Raw genomic sequence first — 19,711 nt, forward strand, 5'->3', positions numbered from 1 at the left:
GCATCGTGAGCAGGGACTCCTCGCGCCCTCGGTTACCGAGCCCGGGTCGCCTCGGGCTGCTCGACGACCGGGCCGCGGACTGGCTCGACTACCTGGGGTGGACCGACGACGACGCGGTCCCGGTGCTGTGGTCGCTGTCCCGGGCTCCGGACCCCGACCTCGCTCTGGGAGCCCTGGTGCGGCTCCACGAATCACTCGCCGCCGGGTCCCACGATGAGAGTGGCTCTGCCCGCGCCCGCGCCGGTGCCGACGTCGCGGCGCTGGACGACGCGCTGCGATCCGACTCGCGGCTCCGGGCGCGGCTGCTGGGGCTGCTCGGATCCTCGAGCGCGTTGGGCGACCACCTCGTCGCCGAGCCCACTCGGTGGGCGCTGCTGCGCGGAGGACTGCCGACGTTCGAGGACGTTCTGGCCGACATGCTCGGGGCGGTCGAGGCCGTGCCCGAGCAGGCGGTGGAGGGCGCGCCGCCGCCGTCCCAGAGGGAGGACCTGCGCAGCGTCGGGACGTACCGCGCCGGGGTCATCGGCGGCGCCGCCGTCAGCGTGCTGCGCTCGACCTACCGCGACCACGTGGCGCTGCTCGCCGCGCACGACGTGGCCGGGTCGGTCGAGGACGACGAGCCCGTCCTGCCGTTCACCGAGGTGGGCCGGCGCCTGTCCGACCTCGCGGACGCCGCGTTGACCGCCGCTCTCGCGGTCGCGGTGGCCACCGTCCACCCGGACTCGCCGATGCCGGCGCGGTTGGGCGTGGTGGCCATGGGCAAGGGCGGGGCGCGCGAACTCAATTACATCTCGGACGTCGACGTGATCTTCGTGGCCGAGCCGGCCGACGCCAGGACCGGTCGCGTGGCGGGGGAGCTGATGCGCATCGGGTCCATGGCCTTCTTCGAGGTCGACGCGGCGCTGCGCCCGGAGGGCAAGTCGGGCGAACTGGTGCGCACCCTCGAGTCCCACACGGCCTACTACAAGCGTTGGGCCAAGACGTGGGAGTTCCAGGCCCAGCTCAAGGCGCGCCCCATGACCGGCGACCTGGCCCTGGCGGAGGAGTACCACGACACCGTCCACCCGATGGTGTGGACCGCCGCCGAGCGGGACGACTTCGTGCACGACGTGCAGGCGATGCGCCGGCGCGTGGAGGAGAACGTGCCCGAGGCCCTGCGCGAGCGCGAACTCAAGCTCGGACGCGGGGGTCTGCGCGATGTCGAGTTCGCCGTGCAGCTGCTGCAGATGGTCCACGGCCGCACCGACGAGGACCTCCGCGTCACCAGCACCGTCGAGGCGCTCGGCGCGCTGCGCGACGGCGGGTACATCGCCCGCGAGGACGGCGCGGAACTGCTCGCCGCCTACGAGTTCCTCCGCCTGCTCGAGCACCGCCTGCAACTGCAGCGCTACAAGCGCACCCACCTGCTACCGGAGGACGACGACGAGGAGGCCTACCGCTGGCTGGCCCGCGCGGCGCACATCCGGCCGGACGGGCCCAACGACGCCGCGCAGGTGCTGCGGCAGAGCCTGCGCGAGCTGCGCCGCCGCGTTCGCCGCCTGCACTCCAAGCTGTTCTACCGCCCGCTACTGGACTCGATCGCCTCGTACGACGCCGAGGCGCTCTCGCTCAGCACGGAGGCGATGGAGCGTCAGCTGGCCGCCCTCGGCTTCGCGTCGCCCCGCAACGCGTTGGGCCACCTGCGGGCGTTGGCGGGGCAGAGCAGTCGCCGCGGCCGCATCCAGGCGCTGCTGCTGCCCACGTTCATGGAGTGGCTCGCGGACACCGCGGATCCGGACGCGGGACTGCTGGCCTACCGGCGACTGTGCGAGGAAAACGAGGAGATCACCTGGTTCCTGCGCACCCTGCGGGACGACAGCATCGTGGCCCGCCGCCTCGTCCGGGTGCTGGGGACCTCGGCGTTCGTCGCGGGCCTGCTCATGCGCAACCCCGAGGTGATCCCCGACCTCACCGACGGCGCGCAGGGCCCAGTGCTCGTGGCCTCCAAGGTCTCCGACATCGCCTCCGCGCTCACGGCCTCCGCCGCCCGGCACCCCACTCCCGAGCGGGTCATCGCCACGGCGCGGTCGCTTCGCCGCGCGGAGCTGGCCCGGATCGGGGCCGCCGACGTCCTGCAGATGATCTCGGTACCCGACGTCGGGCGGCGACTGTCGGCCGTGTGGCGGGCGGTGCTCGAGGCGTCCCTGGCCGCCGTGGTCCGCGACATGATGCCCGAGGGCGGTGCGGCGCCGGCCCGCCTCGCGTACATCGGGATGGGGCGGCTCGGCGGGGACGAGCTGTCCTACAGCAGCGACGCGGACGTGATGATCGTGTGCGACCCGGTCGAGGGCGCCAAGGAGGACGAGGCGGTCCGGTGGGCCACGCACGTGGCCGAGCGGGTGGGCAAGCTGCTGGCCTCGCCGTCGTCGGATCCCCCGCTGGACCTGGACGCCGACCTACGCCCGGAGGGCCGCAACGGCCCACTCGTGCGCACCCTGGCCTCCTACCGTGCCTACTACGCCAAGTGGGCCGAGACGTGGGAGTTGCAGGCGCTGCTGCGGGCCTCGTTCGCCGCCGGGGACCGCGAGCTCGGGCTGGATTTCCTCCACATGATCGACGAGTTCCGTTACCCGGAGCAGGGCGTGCCCCCGAAGGTCGTGCAGCAGATCCGCCGGATGAAGGCGCGGATCGACTCGGAGCGCCTGCCGCGTGGCGCGGATCCGGCCACCCATACCAAACTCGGCCGCGGTGGCCTGGCCGACGTGGAGTGGAGCGCCCAGTTGTTGACGATGCAGCACGCCGCCAGGGTGCCCGGGCTGCACACGACGTCGACCCTCGAGGCGCTCGACGCCGCCGCCTCGGCCGAGTTGCTGCCGGAGTCCGAGCGCGACGCACTGGTCGACTCGTGGCTCATGGCCGCCCACGCCCGCAACGCGTTGGTCCTGGCGCGCGGCAAGGCGGTCGACCAACTGCCGGGTCAGGGCTCGATCCTGGCGGCGGTGGCGATGATCTGCACCGGTTCGGCCGACGGCGCGGGGTTCCTCAACGAGTACCTGCGCGTGACCCGTCTCGGTCGCAAGGCGGTCGATCACGTGTTCTGGGGCGAGGACTGACGCCGGCCCCGGGGGTGGGCCAGGGCCGGGACCAGGGTCGTCCCTGATGCGGCAGGTGCTCCCACGCCGATAACCTGGGTCCATGCCTGTGACCATGAACCTCACCCTCACCCTCGACGGCGTGACCTACGGCGAGCTGTACGAGTTCGTCGACGCCGTCCGCGCCGCCGGGGTGCCGGCCGACGAGCGGGTCCGCTGCCTCGGTTCCGACGACAAGGGCGACCGCTTCGAGGTGGACCTCGGCCCGGACCGCCGCCGGGCAGGATCGGCCCGTGCGGCCTCCGGCGCGCTGGTGGGCCAGCCGGTGGAAGGTCCCGCCGCGCCCGGGGCTGCGTCGTCGTCCTCACCGACCGTGGCGTCGGTCGCCGAGACGGTGCGCTCGATGGTGCGTAACGGCGACGACCTGGACCGCGTGATCGCCGCGCTGGGGGACCTGCGCAAGTTCCTGCGTTGAGCCCTCGCCGCCCGGTCGCCCGGGCTGTCGCCGTCCTCGCCGCGCTCGTCGCCGGCGCGGGTGTGGCGCTACACCACTCCCGCTCGGAGATCCCGGCCGTGCCGGTGCTGGCGAGCTTCGCGGTCGCCGCCTGGGCGTTCTCCCTGGTGGCCCTGATCGCGGCACTGCGTGCGCGGTCGGTGCTGCTCGGGATCATCGCCGTCGTGTTGGTGGGTGCCGGGGTGGTCCAGTACGGGCCCCTCGTGGCACCGCCACGCCAGATCAACGACGACGAGGGCATCCCGATGCGGGTGATGGTGCAGAACCTCGAGTTCGGCCGAGCCGCCCCACACGACGTGGTCCGGGCCGTCCGCACCGGCGGGGTCGATCTGCTCATGACCGTGGAGACGACCCCGGAGGCGGCGGACGCGCTGCGCACGGCGGGTCTCACGGGGCTGCTGCCGCACGAGGCCGCCTCGACCGCTCCCACGACGCAGGGGGTCGCGGTGTGGTCGCGGTTCCCGCTCTCCCCGCCCGAGCGGGTCCCGGGCTTCAGCCTCGGGCTGGTACGCACCGAGATGGCGGGGCCGGGCGGCCCGGTGACGGTGGTGGCCGCGCACCCGGTGGCCCCGGTGTTCGACGCCCCCGCCGCCGTGGAGGAGGCCGATCGCCTGCGCTGGTACCTCGGCAGCCTTCCCGGGCCCGCGCCGGTGGTGGTGGGCGGGGATTTCAACGCCACCTGGGATCACGTGCGGTTCCGTGACCTGCGGGGCCTCGGGTACACCGACTCCGTCTCCGGCGGGAGTGACGGCTGGGTACCCACCTGGCCGGCGGGTCGACGGATCCCGCCGCTCATCGGGATCGACCACGTGCTGGCCCGCGGGGCGGTCGCGGTGGGGGACACGGACACCGTGGAGGTGGCCAGGACGGACCATCGCGGCGTGGTCGCGACGGTGCTTCTGCCCGCGCCGCGGGCTCGGTGACCTAGCATGCGCACCATGAGTTCACGCATCCGCCTGATCGCCAGCGGCGTCACCTCGGCCGCGGCGGTGGCCCTCCTCGCGGGGTGCGGCGGGGCGACGGTGGACGGTCAGGCCCCGGAGGTGTCCTCGGACCCGGCCGCGTCGGCCGCCTCGTCGTCGCCGTTCGCCGAGGAGCGGCCGGAGAAACCCACCGGTCCCGTCGCGCCCCCTCCGCCGCAGTCGCCGGCGCCCGAACCGATGCCGGGGGAGCCCGAACCACTGCCTCCGCCCGAGGACGCGCCCGGACCCGAGCCGGAACCCGCGCCCGCGGAGCCCGCGCCGCCGGCTCCGGGTGCGGGGGACTTCGTCGCCCTGCTCGAGCGGCGGGGTGTCGTCCTGCCCGAGGGCGTGGACCCGGTCGCCACGGCCACCGAGGCCTGCGGCCGGTTCGACGGCGGGCAGCAGATGGACGAGGTCTCCGGATGGCTGGGTGAGCGGGCCCGCCTCGACGCGGACGGCCAGGGCTTCTTCCTCGGCGCCGCGGTGGGGACCTACTGCCCGGAGAACTTCCCCAAGCTCGGCTGAGGCACGCCCGGCCGGGTCACGCCCGGCTGGGTAATTCTCGGTCAGGTCACATCCGGCCGTACCGGGCCCGCCCGATCGAATAGAGGCCGTACAGGGCGATCCCCGCGCCGGTGAGCACCAGCAGCACCTGACCGAATGGCTGCTCGCCAACCGCCCGCAGGGCGGCGTCCAGCCCGCCCGCCTTCTCCGGATCCGCGGTCACGACGGCCGCGATCACCAGGCCCCCGAGGATCGCCAAGGCGATGCCCTTGGCGACATACCCCACCCGGCCCGTGATGATCATGGCCCGGCCGACCTCCCCGGACCCGGTGCGTTCGAGGTCCTCGACGAACTTCGTGGTGGCCCCCTTGTAGACGTGGTAGCCGCCCACCGCGAGGATGGCGAGCCCGGCGACGACCAGGGCCATCTTCCCCACCCCGGAGCCGAGCAGCCCGGCCGTGGCTCCGGAGGCGGTCGCGGAATCGGACCCCCCGCCCCCGGAGGCGAACCGCGCGGTGGTCAGTCCCAGGACCACGTACACGGCCGCCTTGGCCGCGGCCTTGATCCGGCCAGAGGTCTCCTCGGACCCGAGGAACAGCTCGGTGATCTGCCACAGACCCAGCGCGAGGAAGCCCACGGCGCCGACCCATAGCATGACCTGACCGCCCGGTGCGCTCGCGATCTCCGCCAGCGCACCCGAGTTGGACGCCTCGCCGCCGCCCGACCCGAGTGCGATCCTGACGGCGATCCAGCCGATGAGCAGATGGAGCACGCCGTTCATGACGTATCCGGCGCGGGCCAGCCACTCGAGCGCGGGATGGTCGGCGGCGGAGCGCGCGGCGCCGGAGACGGTGGCAGAACGTATCGGGGAGTTCATGGGTGAACTCTCCCACGTCGCCGCGGATTCACCACTCGAACCCTGTCACCACTCGATCTCGCCGAGGACCTCGTTGCGACGGCGCAGTTCCGCCAGCCGCAGTTCGGCCGCGCGGTGCTCCTCCATCCGCATCCGCGCCTGTTCGGCGAGGGCGTCGGCCTCGACCTCGGCGAGCAGGAGCTGGAGTCGGTCCTTCTGCTCACGGAGCGTCTCCACCGAGGTGTCCATGGCGATGAGCTTCCGGGAACCGGCCACGGCGTGGAGGAAGGGGTTGCGCTCGAGGATCAGGCGCGCCTCCTCGGGGGCCAGCACCCTCGACAGTTTGAGCAGGACCGGATAGCCCTGCCCCTGTCCCTGCCGGTCGGTCTCGGGGTCGTGGCCGGGATCCAGTGCTGCGGCGACGACCTTGAGCAGCCGGGCCCGGGGCGAGGAACTCCGGAAGTCGAACTCGTCGGTGTCCATGTGGTCCGGCTCCTTCCCGGCGTCCTGCCCGGCAGTGGCTGCTTACCTGCCACCACCGTAGGCGTACCGGCCGGGACGGCCGGGCGGTTCACGGTTTTTGCGCTCCGGAGGGGCTCAGCAGCTGTAGCGGGGTGTGCGGGACGACCGCGTCCCGGCGGTGTGCCCGCCCGGCGCCGATACACTCGAGCTGTGACTACCGGCAATGAAGGCGCAACCGACCTCGACTACCTGCTCCGCCAGATGGCAGAGGGCATCGAGCAGGCTCCCGTGAACTTCCCGATCACCCTGGTGATCAACGGGAACACCTGGGAAGGCAACCTCACCACCGAGGGTGAGTTCATGCGGATCCAGGCGGCCACCTTCGACGCGCTGACGGGTGATGAGAAGTCCGAGCAGGTGGCTGATGCCCAGGCCAGTGCATTCCGGCAGATCGGCATCACGAAGTACGAGGAGGCACTGGACGGGGAGGACAGGGTGGCCTCGTTCATCCACGTCACGGACGCCTGGCAGAGGGGAGAGAAGGCTCCGATCCCGGTCATGCGCGTCCGGATCTCGTCGGTGGATGCGTGGACCTTCGGCCACGCGAGTAGCTAGAAAGGCGCCGCCCGCCCGGCCATCGAGGTGATGACCGCGCGGGCGGCGCCCGGCACTACGACCGAAGTCGATGCCCGCCCCGGCCTGCGCGGGGGCAGGTCAGGGCGGGCATGAGGGTCAGCAGTCGTAGTAGAGCTCGAACTCGTGCGGGTGCGGACGGAGGTTCACCGGGGCGATCTCCTTCTCGCGCTTGTACGAGATCCAGTTCTCGATGAGGTCCTCGGTGAACACGCCACCCTCGGTGAGGTACTCGTGGTCCTGCTCGAGACGGTCGATGACGGCGGGCAGCGAGGTGGGCGCCTGCGGGATGTCGGCGGCCTCCTCCGGCGGGAGCTCGTAGAGGTCCTTGTCGACCGGAGCCAACGGCTCGATCTTGTTCTTCACACCGTCGATGCCGGCCATCATCATCGCGGCGAACGCGAAGTACGGGTTGCCGGACGAGTCGGGGCAGCGGAACTCGATGCGCTTGGCCTTGGGGTTGTTGCCGGTGATCGGGATCCGGACACACGCCGAGCGGTTGCGCTGTGAGTACACGAGGTTGATCGGGGCCTCGTAGCCCGGGACGAGCCGGTGGTACGAGTTGATCGTGGGGTTGGTGAACGCCAGCAGCGATGGTGCGTGGTGCAGGATGCCGCCGATGTAGTAGCGGGCGATGTCGGACAGCCCCGCGTAGCCGGACTCGTCGTGGAACAGCGGCTTGCCGTCCTTCCACAGCGACTGGTGGGCGTGCATGCCCGAGCCGTTGTCGCCGAAGAGTGGCTTGGGCATGAACGTGGCCGACTTGCCGTTCTTCCAGGCGGTGTTCTTGACGATGTACTTGAACAGCTGGACGTCGTCGGCAGCGTGCAGCAGGGTGTTGAACTTGTAGTTGATCTCCTGCTGGGCGCCGGCCACCTCGTGGTGGAAACGCTCGAGCTCGAAGCCGGCGTTGGTGAGGTTGGTGGACATCTCGTCGCGCAGGTCGACGAAGTGATCGTACGGGGCGACGGGGAAGTACCCGCCCTTCTCGCGGACCTTGTAGCCCAGGTTGGGCGAGCCGTCGGCCTCCTGGCCGGCGCCCGTGTTCCAGTTGCCGGCGCTCGAATCGACCTCATAGAAACCGTGATTCGTCCCGGAGCCGTAGCGGACGGAGTCGAACACGAAGAACTCGGCCTCGGCCCCGAAGAAGCACGTGTCGGCGATGCCGGTGGAGAGCAGGTACTCCTCGGCCTTGCGGGCGACGTTACGCGGGTCGCGGCTGTAGGCCTCACGGGTGAAGGGGTCGTGGACGAAGCAGCTGATGTTGAGCGTCTTGGCCCTGCGGAAGGGGTCGAGACGGGCCGTCGCGACATCCGGCAGGAGCATCATGTCGGACTCGTGGATCGACTGGAACCCCCGGATGGAGGAGCCGTCGAAGGCCAGGCCGTCCTCGAACATGTCCTCGTCGAACGCCGCTGCGGCGATCGTGAAGTGCTGCTCGTTACCCGGCAGGTCGGTGAACCGGATGTCGACGTACTCGACGCCCTCGTCCTTGACGTACTTGATGACCTCGTCCGGCGTGGAGAATGCCACGATTCGCTCCTCGTCTCTGAAGTGCGACGGGAAACCGGTGTCTCCCGTCGTGCGGTGACCTCACGATATGGGCGAGGTGTTGCCCGGCCGTCAAGCGAATGTTTCGCTGGTGTTACGTCACCGGCCGGGTGGGTCCCTCCCAATAGGGTCAGTTTAGTCACCCGAAGCGGGGTATCGCCGACATGGGGATCGGCAGGTCGCCCGGCTACCCTGAGCAGTATGCGTGACGTTGCGGGATCATGGTTGTCCGGCCCCACCTCCGGCAGTGGGCCGGAGCAGAAGTACAAGGGTGAGAATCTCGGTCTCCCGGCGTCCGGCGCGGGCTCGATCGCCCCGTTGGGCGTTCGTGTCGGCGCGCTGGCGGTGGACTGGTTCCTCGCCTACGGGCTGGTCGCCGTCATCGTGATGCTGCTCGGCCCGGAGACGCTGGGGGGCGACTCGTTCTCCGCCGTCTCCAGCTGGGCCGTGCCACTGCTGTGGGGCGTGAGCGGCGTGGTCTGCGTGTGGCTGTTCGCCCAGACGCCGGGGCAGGCGCTGGTCGGCATCGGCACGGCACGGGTCGACGCCGAGGAGCGGGTGGGTTTCGTCCGTGCGCTGGTGCGTGTGGTGTTCATCTTCTTCCTGCTGCCCCCGCTCATCCAGGACGAGGACGGACGCGGCATGCACGACCGCGCCACCGGCACCACTCTGATCCGTACCCGTTGATCCGTACCCGCTGACGAGACGACGCCCGCCGCCCGGGACGGGCGGCGGGCGTCGTGAGCCCGGTGGCTGCGACAGCCTGACGGCGGACGGCTCAGCCGCGGCGGCGGGCGCTGCGCTGGATGTTGCGCACCTTCGCGCCCTGGGGGACCGGGCCCTTGGGCATCTGGTTCTGAATGCCGGTCTTGGTGCTCAGCGCGCGGAGCCGGGTGTCGAGGGCGTCGACCTTCGCCCGGCTGATGTTCATCGGGTATCGGGTGAGCCGGCGGTTCAGCTTGCGCAGTGGCACCTGCTCGGGGGTCGCGTCCTGCTCCTCGCCGACGATCAACTCGTAGATCGGGGTGTCGCCGACGACCCGGGCGACCTTCTTCTTCTCCTGTGCCATGAGCGGCTTGAGCCGGCGCGGCTCGCCCTCGCCCACGATCACGATCCCGCACCGGCCGACCACGCGGTGGACCGCGTCGAAACTCGTCGTGGCGGCGACGGCCTGGTTGACCCGCCACCCGGACCGCAACTGGTCCAGGGCCCACGCGGCCGCGCCCGGCTGCCCCTCGGCCTTGCCGTACACCGTGTTCTGCACGCGGCGCGAGAAGATCACCATCGCGAGCATGAGGCCGGTGAGCACACCGAGGGGGAGCATCCACCACTCGCCGCCCCACAGCATGCCGAGGAGGAAGAACACAACCGTCGACAGGACGACCGCGCCGATCATCAGCGGCCACAGGAGCTTGTCCTGCTTGGACTGGATCTTCAGCGCCTGCCACATCTGGCCGCGCTGTTCCTTGCCCGCCTGCCGCCGGACGGCCCGGGCCGCCTTCTTGTCCGCCTTGGTGAGCTCGCTCTTCGCCATGGTCATCAGGATACGTGCCCGCCACCGCGGTCCGGGAACCGCGGCTGACCCGAGGGGTGCCCCGCCCCGGCCGACTGTGGGCGGGTCAGACGCGGGCGCGCTCGCGGTCCAGGACGCTCGAGGCCTCCTGGGACGCCGAACCTCCTGTCGTCAGCTGCTGCAGGTGCTCCGGAACCGCCTGCCCGCGGTGCTCCAGCGCCTGGACGTAGAGGCGGCCGGCTCGGTACGACGAGCGGACGAGCGGTCCGGCCATGACGCCGGCGAAACCGATCTCACGGGCCTGATCGGACAGCTCGACGAACTCCTCGGGCTTGACCCAGCGGTCGATCGGGTGGTGCAGCGGGCTGGGCCGGAGGTACTGCGTGATGGTGAGGATGTCGCAGCCGGCGGAGTGCAGGTCGCGCATCGCGTCGACGATCTCGTCGGTGGTCTCGCCCATCCCCAGGATGAGGTTGGACTTGGTGACGAGGCCGAAGTCGCGCGCGGCGCGGATCACGTCGAGGGAGCGGTCGAACCGGAACGCCGGGCGGATCCGCTTGAAGATCCGCGGCACGGTCTCGAGGTTGTGCGCCAGCACCTCGGGACGCGACTCGAACACCTCGGCCAGCTGGTCCGGGTCCCCGTTGAAATCGGGGATGAGGTTCTCGACCCCCGTGTTGGGGTTGAGCTCGTGGATCTTGCGGACGGTCTCCGCGTAGAGCCAGGCCCCGCCGTCCTCCAGGTCGTCGCGCGCGACGCCCGTGATGGTGGAGTAGCGCAGACCCATCTCGCGCACGGACACGGCCACGCGCCGCGGCTCGTCACGATCGAGGGCGCTGGGTTTGCCGGTGTCGATCTGGCAGAAGTCGCAGCGGCGGGTGCACTGCTCGCCGCCGATGAGGAACGTGGCCTCCCGGTCCTCCCAACACTCGTAGATGTTGGGGCAGCCGGCCTCCTCGCACACCGTGTGCAGGCCACCGGTCTTGACCAGCGTCTTGAGTTCCTTGTACTCGGGACCCATGGTGGCCCTCGTACGGATCCACGACGGCTTGCGCTCGATCGGCGTCTCGGCGTTGCGGGCCTCGATACGGAGGAGCTTGCGGCCTTCAGGAGTCACAGTCACGGCCGCAAGCCTACGCGCGAATCACGCTACGGGCAGTCGGCCGTCCAGCGCCTCCACCATGTCGGAGGTGACCTGGTCGAGAACCTCCGACACCGGCACCACGCGACCGAGTTCGGCGCTGAGCGACGTGACCCCGGCGTCGACGATCCCGCAGGGGACGATCCGCGAGAACGCGGTCAGATCGCAGTCGCAGTTGAGGGAGAACCCGTGCATCGTCACGCCCCGCTGGACACGGATCCCGATGGCGGCGATCTTGCGCTCGGGCCTGCCGTCCGAGGCCGCACACCACACCCCGGAGCGCCCGTCGACGCGCCCGGCCTCCACGCCGAGCCGCGCGCAGGTGGAGATGAGGGCCTGCTCGACACGGCGGACGTACTCGACCACGTCGATGGGGTCGGTCAGCGCGACGATCGGGTACCCCACCAGTTGGCCGGGTCCGTGCCAGGTGATCCGGCCGCCGCGGTCCACGTCGACGACCGGGGTGCCGTCGGTGGGACGGTCGGACGGCTCCGTGCGTTTGCCGGCGGTGTAGGTGGCGGGGTGCTCCAGGAGGAGGATCGTGTCGCCCCGCTGCCCGTCGGCGCGCTCCTCGGCGAGGGTGCGTTGGAGCTCCCAGGTGGGGCTGTACTCGACGGTGCCGAGCCGACGGATCTCCGGGGGCGCCGGGTCACGGCGGAGGGACTGACCGGTGTGCGACATGTCCCCAGGGTAGGCCGAGGGGTGTGACGACGACGACGACGGGCGCCCTCCGTGAAGGAGGACGCCCGTCGCGGGGTTCAGCGGAACCTACCGATCAGCTGGCTTCACAGGTCGAGGTCACCGTCGAACTCGGCCTTCTCCAACCGGTCCTTCACCGTGGTGAGGAAGCGGCCGGCGTCGGCGCCGTCGATCAGGCGGTGATCGTAGGTCAGCGGCATGAAGCCCATCGACCGGATGGCGATCGACTCGCCGTCGGCGTCGGCATCCACCACGGGCCGCCGCACGATCGCGCCGGTGCCGAGCATCGCCGCCTGCGGCGGGACGAGGATCGGGGTGTCGAACAGGGCCCCCTCGCTGCCGATGTTGGTGATGGTGAACGTGCCGCCCTGGAGGTCGTCCGGGGTGAGCTTGGACGCCCGCGCCCGCTCGGCCAGGTCGATGATCGCCTTGGCCAGCCCCGGGATGTCCAGGTCCTGCGCGTTCTGGATGACCGGGGAGAGCAGCCCCGCCTCGGTGTCCACGGCGATCCCGAGGTTCACCGACCCGTGGTAAGTGATCTCGTTGGTCTTCTCGTCGTACGACGCGTTGACGTTCGGGTGCGACACCAGGGCCTCGACGACCGCCTTGGCGTAGAACGGCAGGTACGAGAGCTTGGCGCCGTGCTTGTCGGCGAACTGCTCCTTGACCTGCGAGCGCAGTTGCGCCACCCGGGTCATGTCCACCTCGAAGACCTGCGTGAGCTGAGCGGTCTGCTGCAGCGACTCACGGGTCTTCTGCGCCGTGATCTTGCGGATCCGGTTGGCCTTCTTGGTGGTGCCGCGCAGCTCCGCGAGCTCGGGCCGGACGCCGGCCTTCGACGGGCCGCCGCTGGGCGCCTTCTTCTCGGCCGGGGTCTCGGAACCGGAGTCGGAACCCGAGCCCTCGGCCGCCGCGAGGACGTCCTGCTTACGGATCCGGCCGCCGATGCCGGTGCCCTTGACCGAGTCCAGGTCGACGCCGTGCTCCTGCGCGAGCTTGCGCACCAGCGGGGTGACGTACGGCGAGCTGCCGGACTTGGCGGCCGCCGCGGGCTCGGCCCGCTCGGGCAGGTCGCCGGAGGACCCGCCGTCGGACTTCTCCGACCCGCGCGGCTTCGCGGCCTTCCTCTCGCTCTTCTGCTCGGCCTTCTTCCCGGACGTCGACCCGGACCCGGACTCCGCCTTGGCGGCGGCCTTCTTCTCGGTCTCGGGGGTGTCCTCGGGGACCTCGTCCTCGTCGGAGGCGTCCACGCCCTTGTCCTTGGCGTCGGTGGCGTTCTGCTCCTCGGCCGACTGTTCGTCCGAGTCAGAGCCGGAATCGCCGGAGTCGTCGTCGGAGTCGCTCGCGGCGTCGCCGTCGCCGATGACGGCGAGGGTGGCGCCGACGTCGACGGTCTCGTCCTCCTCGGCCACGATCTTCTGCAGGGTGCCGGCGACGGGGGAGGGGATCTCGGTGTCGACCTTGTCGGTGGAGACCTCGAGCAGGGGCTCGTCGACCTCGACGGTGTCGCCGACGGACTTGAGCCACTTGGTGATGGTGCCCTCGGTGACGGACTCGCCGAGTTCGGGCATGACGACGTCGGTGCCCTTGCCGCCGCCCCCGCCTCCGGAGGACTTCTTGGCCGGGGCGGACTCCTCGGCGGGCTCGTCGTCCACGGGCTCGTCCGCGGCATCCGACTCGTCGGCCTCGTCGGCCTGATCGTCGGAGTCGTCGGCCTCATCGGCGGAGCCGGAGTCAGAGCCGGAATCGCCGGAGTCGTCGTCGGAGTCGCTCGCGGCGTCGCCGTCGCCGATGACGGCGAGGGTGGCGCCGACGTCGACGGTCTCGTCCTCCTCGGCCACGATCTTCTGCAGGGTGCCGGCGACGGGGGAGGGGATCTCGGTGTCGACCTTGTCGGTGGAGACCTCGAGCAGGGGCTCGTCGACCTCGACGGTGTCGCCGACGGACTTGAGCCACTTGGTGATGGTGCCCTCGGTGACGGACTCGCCGAGTTCGGGCATGACGACGTCGGTGCCCTTGCCGCCGCCCCCGCCTCCGGAGGACTTCTTGGCCGGGGCGGACTCGTCATCCGCGGAATCGTCGGCCTGGTCGGCCTCGTCGTCAGAGTCGTCGGCATCATCGGCGGAGCCGGAGCCGGAGCCGGAGTCGTCGTCGGACCCGCCCGAGCCGTCGTCGATGACGGCGAGTTCCCCGCCGATCTCGACCGTCTCGTCCTCATCGGCGACGATCTTCTTCAGCGTGCCGGCGGCGGGCGACGGGATCTCGGTATCGACCTTGTCGGTGGAGACCTCGAGCAACGGCTCGTCGACCTCGACCGTGTCCCCCTCCTTCTTGAGCCAGCGGGTAACCGTGCCCTCGCTGACGGATTCACCGAGAGCCGGCATCTGTACGGAGAAGGCCATGGTGTCGTGACTCCTCAAGAGTTCTCATTCGCTGCCAGCAAGCGCGGTCCGCGCCCGCGTGAGCGGCGTCGTGGGTGTGAGTTATCTGTTCGTCGTGTCGATCCGGGGCCGGATGCGCGGTGGCGCCCCCACCCAGGATCGTCGTCCATTGTGCCCTCTGCCACCTCTCGGCGTCGGCGGACGTGCCGATCCCGACCCCGGCCGGTGCCCGATCCGCCGGTCGCCCGCCGGTCGCCCGCAGCGTGACGGGCGTCGGGCGTCGGTACGATCGTGTCCCATAGGCGGCCCTCACCCCGTACGGGGGCCCGACGGGAGGGATCGACGGTGGGTATCCGTGACCTGTTCGGGCGTCGTGGGCCGCGGGTCCGGGCGGATCCGGCCGATCTCGACCACCTGCGCCGGTGGTGTCGCACCCGCGTGGGCGTGGAGGCCTATCTCGAACCGGAGACCCTCGTCTCGGTCCCCGGCCTGTGCCTGGTGGCCTTCGACGGCGAGTGGACCCGCCGACCGGTGGGCGACGTGGCCACCGCGCGGAAACTCGCGGCGCAGTTGAAGCTGCCCCTGTTCGACGCCGCCGTCCAGGGCTACCCCCAACGGATGCGCGACTACGAGGAGGTCCGCATCAAGCGTGAGCGGCGCGAGCGGGCCGAGCGCCTCCGCGACCGGCTGCGCGAGCCCGAGGGGGCTAGCCGCGCTGACCCCGCCGCCCGCGGCAGACTCAGGCTCCGGCGGCGATGTCCTCGAGGACGGCGAGCATGGTCCGCACGGGCACCCCGGTTCCGCCCTTGGGCAGGTACCCCTCCGGGCCACCGTCGTTGTAGGCGGGGCCGGCCACGTCGATGTGCGCCCACTCGACGCCGTCCGCGACGAACTCGGAGAGGAACAGTCCGGCCGAGAGCATGCCGCCCCACCGGTGCGGGGTGACGTGGGTCAGGTCGGCCACCTCGGAATCCAGCCCGGCACGCAACTCCTCGGGCAGTGGCATCGGCCACCCGCCCTCGCCGACCGACCGGCTGAGGTCGGCCACCCGGTCGCGGAAGTCCTCGGTTCCCATGACACCCGGGGTCTTCTTGCCCAGCGCCACCATCTGCGCACCGGTGAGGGTGGCGGTGTCGATGAGATGGGACGGGGAGTCCTCGCAGGCGCGGACGATCGCGTCGGCCAGGATGAGCCGCCCCTCGGCGTCGGTGTTCTTCACCTCGACGGTCGTGCCCCCGTACATGGTCAACACGTCGCCGGGCCGGTACGCCGTCGACGACGGCATGTTCTCCGCCATGGGCACGGTCGCCACCACGGTGAGATCCAGGCCCAGCCGCGCGGCGAGGATGACGGTGGCGACGACGGCCGCGGCGCCACCCATGTCCATGGTCATCTGCTCCATGCCGGCGGCCGGCTTGATGGAGATGCCGCCGGTGTCGAAGGTGATGCCCTTGCCCACCAGGGCCACGGTGGGTCGACCCTCGGCGCCCCGGTGGGTGAGCCGCACCATGCGCGGGCCGCGGGACGAGCCGCCGCCCACCGCGAGGATGCCGCCGTAGCCGCCCTCGGTGAGCGCCTCCTCGTCCAGCACCTCGACCTCCAGACCGGCGTCGCGGGCCAGTTCGGCGGCCCGGTCGGCAAACGATCCGGGGAACAGCAGGTTGGGCGGGGTGTTGACCAGATCGCGCGCCAGCCCGACACACTCGGCGACGGTGGCGGCGCGGATCACGGCGTCGGCGCCGCCCTCGGCGACGAACACCTTCAGCGAATCGCTGTTCTCGTCGTCGTCGTTCTTGGAGGTGACCTTGGCCGGGCGGAACGATCCGAGCCCCGCTCCCAGGGCCACCGGCTCCGCGCGCTCGGCGTCCAGCAACACCAGGGCGGACCCGAGTCCGCGGCAGGCGCGCGCGGCGGCGCCGGACGCGCGGCGCAGGGACTCGTCGGACACTTCGTCGTCGGAGGACCCGAGCCCCACCAGCACCACGGACCCGGCCGACACACCGTCCGGCGCCGGGACACGGGTGGTGGAGGCGACCTTGGTGGACGCGCCCACCGACCGCGCGACCGCGGCGAGCGCCGCGGTGACCTCACCCTCCAGACCGGGGGCGACGACGACGGGCGCCGCATCCTCTCCGGCCCCGGCATCGGCCGCGATACCGACCACCACGACGTCGGCGTCCACCGGCGTCGTGACCGCCTCGATCGGGGCGAGATCCGGGCTGTGGGTGAGGATCGACTGCGCGGTCGGCATGAAGCGCTCCTGGGGGTCGGCGGGACGTACGGGAAGGGTCGTGATGCCCGGACGACGCGGCGGGACCGCCACGGCGAGGGCACCATAGTCTATCGACTAACGTGGGCAGGCAGCCGGACCGTAGAGCGCGAGGAGTGGCCACATGACAGACACAGGGGACCTTCACGAGGGACCACTGCACTCCCGCCACGTGGAGGCCGGCGCGACCTTCGCCCCGTTCGGCGGCTGGTCGATGCCGGTGCAGTACGCCGGCACCGTCGCCGAACACACCGCCACCCGCACCGCCGTCGGACTGTTCGACGTCAGCCACCTCGGCAAGGCGCTCGTGACCGGCCCGGGCGCCGCGGAGTTCGTCAACTCGTGCTTCACCAACGACCTCGACCGGATCGCCGCCGGCAGCGCCCAGTACACGCTGTGCTGCGACGAGTCCGGGGGAGTGGTGGACGACCTCATCGCCTACCGGGTCTCCGACTCCGAGATCTTCCTCATCCCCAACGCCGCCAACACCGCCGAGGTGGTCCGGCGGATGCAGGCCGCCGCCGCCGAGCGGGCGCCCGTGGTCACCGTCACCGACGAACACCGTTCCCGCGCCGTGATCGCGGTCCAGGGCCCGCTCGCCGGAGAGGTGCTCGAGGCGGTGGGGCTGCCGACCGACCTCGACTACATGGCGTACGTCGACGCCGGCTGGAACGGACACTCCGTGCGGGTCTGCCGTACCGGGTACACCGGCGAGTACGGATTCGAGGTGCTGCCCGCCTGGGACGAGGCCGGCCCGATCTGGGATGCGCTCGCCGAGCAGGTGCTGTCCCGTGAGGGCGCCCTGTGCGGTCTCGGTGCCCGCGATTCGCTGCGCACGGAGGCCGGCTACCCGCTGCACGGCAACGAACTGTCCGTGGACCTCAGCCCGCTCGAGGCACGCTGCGCCTGGGCCATCGGCTGGGACAAGCCCGCCTTCTGGGGGCGCGAGGAACTGCTGCGTCAGAAGGAGGCCGGCCCCGCCCGCCGGATGTACGCGCTCGAGGTCACCGGACGCGGGATCCCGCGCGCCGGACAGACCGTGCGCGCCGGTGGACGCGAGGTGGGCGTCACCAGCTCCGGCACGTTCTCACCGACCCTCAAGACGGGGATCGCGCTCGCGTTCATCGAGCTGGACGCGGGTCTGAAGAAGGGCGACGAGGTCGTCGTCGACGTACGCGGACGAGAGGTACCGTGCCGCCTCGCGGTACCCCCGCTCATCGAGATCCGCACCCGCTGACCCGCCCCCTTCCTCCAGGAACGAGACCCGCAATGTCCGAGTTCGACGTCCGTCCGTCCGCCTCGCCGAGATCGACCGCCGAGCGCGAGGCCATCCTCGCCGCCCCCGGCTTCGGCAAGCACTTCACCGACCACATGGTTACCCTCCCGTACTCGAACGGGCAGTGGGGCACCCCGGTCGTGGAGGCGTACGCCCCCCTGTCCATCGACCCGTCCGCCGTGGTCCTGCACTACGCGCAGACGATCTTCGAGGGCCTCAAGGCCTACCGGCAGGCCGACGACTCCATCGCCTCGTTCCGACCCGAGCAGAACGCCGCCCGCTTCAACCGCTCCGCGGAGCGCCTCGCCATGCCGCAGCTGCCCGAAGAGCTGTTCATGGAGTCGTTGCGGCAGATCGTGGCGATCGACCGCGACTGGGTGCCCGCCGCCGGCGGTGAGGAGGCGCTCTACCTGCGGCCCTTCATGATCGCCACCGAGACCGGGCTCGGCGTGCGGCCGGCCGACGAATACCTCTACTCGGTGATCGCTTCCCCGGCCGGCGCGTACTTCTCCCGCGGCGTGGCCCCCGTGAGCGTCTGGCTGAGCACCGAATACGTGCGCGCCAGCCCCGGCGGCACCGGCGCCGCCAAGTTCGGCGGCAACTACGCCGCCTCGCTGCGCGCCCAGGAGCAGGCCGCGGCCAAGGGATGCGACCAGGTGGTCTGGCTCGACGCGATCGAGCGGAAGTACGTGGAGGAGATGGGCGGGATGAACCTGTTCTTCGTCCTCGGCTCCGGCGACTCCGCCGAGATCGTCACCCCCGAACTGTCCGGCTCGTTGCTGCCGGGCGTCACCCGCGACAGTCTCCTGCAGTTGTCCCGCCACCTCGGCTACCCCGTGACCGAGCGCAAGGTCTCGGTGGACGAGTGGGAGTCGGGCGTGGCCTCCGGCGAGATCACCGAGGTGTTCGCGTGTGGCACCGCCGCCGTCATCACCCCCGTCGGGTCCGTGCAGCACTCCGGCGGCGGCTACACGGTGGGTGACGGCGGGCCGGGGGCGATCACCATGCGGCTCCGCGAGACGCTCACCGGTATCCAGCGCGGTTCCGTGGAGGACCCGTTCGGCTGGATGACGACGCTGGTCTGAGCCGCGCCCCGTCAGAGCAGGAGCACCGCCGCCACCAGCGCGGCGGCGGTGCCCGTCTCGATCACCGCTCCGAGGACGTCCCCGCTGATCCCGCCGAACCGGCGGACCGCGTGTCGGCCGAAGCCCGCCGCGGCGCCGTAGGCGGCGACGCCCGCCACGGCGCCGGCCGCGGGGGCCCACCACGTGGCGGCGGACCACCCTGACCCCGCCAGCGCGGCGCCCGCGGCCGCACACACCAGTCCGGTCACCACCACGGCGACGCGGGACTGGGAGCCGGCGACGAGCGCGCCGAAGCCGGTCGGCGACGCCGCGGGGACGCCCCGGCGCAGCAGGACGGCCGGTAGGCACCGCGAGAGGACGACGGCGGCGACCGGGGCGAGCCAGGCCCCCGAGTCGACCAGGGTGCCCAACGCTGCCACCTCGGCGAGCAGAACCAACACCAGGACGGCGGCCCCCATCGGCCCGACGGACCCGGACCGCATGATCTCCAGTGCGCGATCCGGGCCGGCGTACGACCCGAGTCCGTCCGCGGTGTCGGCCAGCGCGTCCACGTGCATCCCGCGGGTGAGGGCCAGAACGGCCGCCACCCCGATCACCCCGGACAGCAGCGCGCCGGCCCCCATCGCGTGCACACCGTGGGCCAGTGCGGTCGCGACGACGCCGCACACCAGGCCGACGACGGGCATCGCCGTCATCGCCCGGCCGGCCGCCGCGGAGTCGGGGACACCCGGTCGCCCCACGGGCAGCACCGTCATCCACGACAACGCGAGTCGGACCGCGGCGAGCACGGGTCG

17 protein-coding genes are annotated in these 19,711 nt (G+C 71.4%); 8 read left to right on the forward strand and 9 right to left on the reverse strand.

Features of this window, described 5'->3' with window-relative positions:
- Positions 1-2 precede the first annotated feature (2 nt).
- The 4 genes from OVA21_RS05085 (at position 3) to OVA21_RS05100 (ending at position 5,072) form a co-directional block, all read left to right on the forward strand.
- Positions 3-3,092 (forward strand): bifunctional [glutamine synthetase] adenylyltransferase/[glutamine synthetase]-adenylyl-L-tyrosine phosphorylase, encoded by a 3,090-nt coding sequence (locus OVA21_RS05085; protein WP_268093112.1) that lies wholly within the window; start codon positions 3-5, stop codon positions 3,090-3,092.
- Positions 3,093-3,174: 82 nt separating this feature from the next.
- Positions 3,175-3,546, forward strand: a complete 372-nt coding sequence (locus OVA21_RS05090; RefSeq protein ID WP_241504659.1) for a hypothetical protein — start codon at positions 3,175-3,177, stop codon at positions 3,544-3,546.
- Entirely contained in the window at positions 3,543-4,508 is a 966-nt protein-coding gene (locus OVA21_RS05095) for an endonuclease/exonuclease/phosphatase family protein (RefSeq protein ID WP_154830951.1), read from the forward strand. Before OVA21_RS05090 ends, OVA21_RS05095 begins: the two co-directional genes overlap by 4 nt.
- A 15-nt stretch (positions 4,509-4,523) precedes the next feature.
- Positions 4,524-5,072 (forward strand): DUF732 domain-containing protein, encoded by a 549-nt coding sequence (locus OVA21_RS05100; protein ID WP_096907281.1) that lies wholly within the window; start codon positions 4,524-4,526, stop codon positions 5,070-5,072.
- A gap of 46 nt (positions 5,073-5,118) precedes the next feature.
- Here OVA21_RS05100 and OVA21_RS05105 read toward each other — a convergent pair whose 3' ends face one another.
- Entirely contained in the window at positions 5,119-5,928 is an 810-nt protein-coding gene (locus OVA21_RS05105) for a DUF1206 domain-containing protein (protein ID WP_268091923.1), read from the reverse strand.
- 45 nt (positions 5,929-5,973) lie between these two features.
- Positions 5,974-6,390 carry a hypothetical protein gene (locus tag OVA21_RS05110; protein ID WP_268091924.1) on the reverse strand — a complete coding sequence of 139 codons (417 nt, stop codon included), beginning with the start codon at positions 6,388-6,390 and terminating at the stop codon, positions 5,974-5,976.
- Positions 6,391-6,579: 189 nt separating this feature from the next.
- On the opposite strand from OVA21_RS05110, the gene OVA21_RS05115 reads away from it, so the two are divergent.
- Positions 6,580-6,984: a hypothetical protein gene (locus OVA21_RS05115; RefSeq protein ID WP_096905678.1), complete on the forward strand. Its 405-nt coding sequence runs from the start codon at positions 6,580-6,582 to the stop codon at positions 6,982-6,984.
- Positions 6,985-7,101: 117 nt separating this feature from the next.
- Here the strand turns inward: OVA21_RS05115 and glnA are convergent, their stop codons facing one another.
- Entirely contained in the window at positions 7,102-8,535 is a 1,434-nt protein-coding gene (gene glnA, locus OVA21_RS05120; RefSeq protein ID WP_268091925.1) for a type I glutamate--ammonia ligase, read from the reverse strand.
- A gap of 219 nt (positions 8,536-8,754) precedes the next feature.
- Between glnA and OVA21_RS05125 the strand changes: the two genes are divergently transcribed.
- Positions 8,755-9,240 carry an RDD family protein gene (locus OVA21_RS05125; RefSeq protein WP_069389424.1) on the forward strand — a complete coding sequence of 162 codons (486 nt, stop codon included), beginning with the start codon at positions 8,755-8,757 and terminating at the stop codon, positions 9,238-9,240.
- 91 nt (positions 9,241-9,331) lie between these two features.
- On the opposite strand, the gene OVA21_RS05130 is transcribed toward OVA21_RS05125, so the two are convergent.
- The 5 genes from OVA21_RS05130 to OVA21_RS05155 form a co-directional block, all read right to left on the reverse strand.
- Entirely contained in the window at positions 9,332-10,087 is a 756-nt protein-coding gene (locus OVA21_RS05130) for a DUF4191 domain-containing protein (RefSeq protein ID WP_159148444.1), read from the reverse strand.
- A gap of 85 nt (positions 10,088-10,172) precedes the next feature.
- Positions 10,173-11,189: a lipoyl synthase gene (gene lipA, locus OVA21_RS05135; RefSeq protein ID WP_206474283.1), complete on the reverse strand. Its 1,017-nt coding sequence runs from the start codon at positions 11,187-11,189 to the stop codon at positions 10,173-10,175.
- Positions 11,190-11,210: 21 nt separating this feature from the next.
- Complete coding sequence (gene lipB / locus OVA21_RS05140; RefSeq protein WP_268091927.1) at positions 11,211-11,888, reverse strand: lipoyl(octanoyl) transferase LipB; 678 nt, start codon at positions 11,886-11,888, stop codon at positions 11,211-11,213.
- Between the two features lie 104 nt (positions 11,889-11,992).
- Complete coding sequence (gene sucB, locus OVA21_RS05145; RefSeq protein ID WP_268091928.1) at positions 11,993-14,308, reverse strand: 2-oxoglutarate dehydrogenase, E2 component, dihydrolipoamide succinyltransferase; 2,316 nt, start codon at positions 14,306-14,308, stop codon at positions 11,993-11,995.
- 718 nt (positions 14,309-15,026) lie between these two features.
- Positions 15,027-16,538 (reverse strand): leucyl aminopeptidase, encoded by a 1,512-nt coding sequence (locus tag OVA21_RS05155; RefSeq protein ID WP_268091929.1) that lies wholly within the window; start codon positions 16,536-16,538, stop codon positions 15,027-15,029.
- Positions 16,539-16,680: 142 nt separating this feature from the next.
- Here OVA21_RS05155 and gcvT point away from each other — a divergent pair, with 142 nt between their 5' ends.
- Positions 16,681-17,793, forward strand: coding sequence for a glycine cleavage system aminomethyltransferase GcvT (gene gcvT, locus OVA21_RS05160; protein WP_268091930.1), 1,113 nt, complete (start codon positions 16,681-16,683; stop codon positions 17,791-17,793).
- Positions 17,794-17,825: 32 nt separating this feature from the next.
- Positions 17,826-18,917 (forward strand): branched-chain amino acid aminotransferase, encoded by a 1,092-nt coding sequence (locus OVA21_RS05165; protein WP_096905672.1) that lies wholly within the window; start codon positions 17,826-17,828, stop codon positions 18,915-18,917.
- A gap of 11 nt (positions 18,918-18,928) precedes the next feature.
- On the opposite strand, the gene OVA21_RS05170 is transcribed toward OVA21_RS05165, so the two are convergent.
- Entirely contained in the window at positions 18,929-19,705 is a 777-nt protein-coding gene (locus tag OVA21_RS05170; protein ID WP_120285787.1) for an adenosylcobinamide-GDP ribazoletransferase, read from the reverse strand.
- Positions 19,706-19,711 lie beyond the last annotated feature (6 nt).

The organism is Dietzia sp. SL131 (genome assembly GCF_026672565.1).
Lineage (GTDB): Bacteria > Actinomycetota > Actinomycetes > Mycobacteriales > Mycobacteriaceae > Dietzia > Dietzia kunjamensis.

Bases quoted from the DNA above. Each gene is read 5' to 3' on its own strand.
- OVA21_RS05130 (WP_159148444.1), bottom strand. From the start codon at position 10,087: ATGGCGAAGAGCGAGCTCACCAAGGCGGACAAGAAGGCGGCCCGGGCC.
- sucB (WP_268091928.1), bottom strand. From the start codon at position 14,308: ATGGCCTTCTCCGTACAGATGCCGGCTCTCGGTGAATCCGTCAGCGAG.
- OVA21_RS05165 (WP_096905672.1), top strand. From the start codon at position 17,826: ATGTCCGAGTTCGACGTCCGTCCGTCCGCCTCGCCGAGATCGACCGCC.
- OVA21_RS05110 (WP_268091924.1), bottom strand. From the start codon at position 6,390: ATGGACACCGACGAGTTCGACTTCCGGAGTTCCTCGCCCCGGGCCCGG.
- OVA21_RS05155 (WP_268091929.1), bottom strand. From the start codon at position 16,538: ATGCCGACCGCGCAGTCGATCCTCACCCACAGCCCGGATCTCGCCCCG.
- lipB (WP_268091927.1), bottom strand. From the start codon at position 11,888: ATGTCGCACACCGGTCAGTCCCTCCGCCGTGACCCGGCGCCCCCGGAG.
- OVA21_RS05100 (WP_096907281.1), top strand. From the start codon at position 4,524: ATGAGTTCACGCATCCGCCTGATCGCCAGCGGCGTCACCTCGGCCGCG.
- gcvT (WP_268091930.1), top strand. From the start codon at position 16,681: ATGACAGACACAGGGGACCTTCACGAGGGACCACTGCACTCCCGCCAC.
- OVA21_RS05105 (WP_268091923.1), bottom strand. From the start codon at position 5,928: ATGAACTCCCCGATACGTTCTGCCACCGTCTCCGGCGCCGCGCGCTCC.
- OVA21_RS05125 (WP_069389424.1), top strand. From the start codon at position 8,755: ATGCGTGACGTTGCGGGATCATGGTTGTCCGGCCCCACCTCCGGCAGT.
- OVA21_RS05090 (WP_241504659.1), top strand. From the start codon at position 3,175: ATGCCTGTGACCATGAACCTCACCCTCACCCTCGACGGCGTGACCTAC.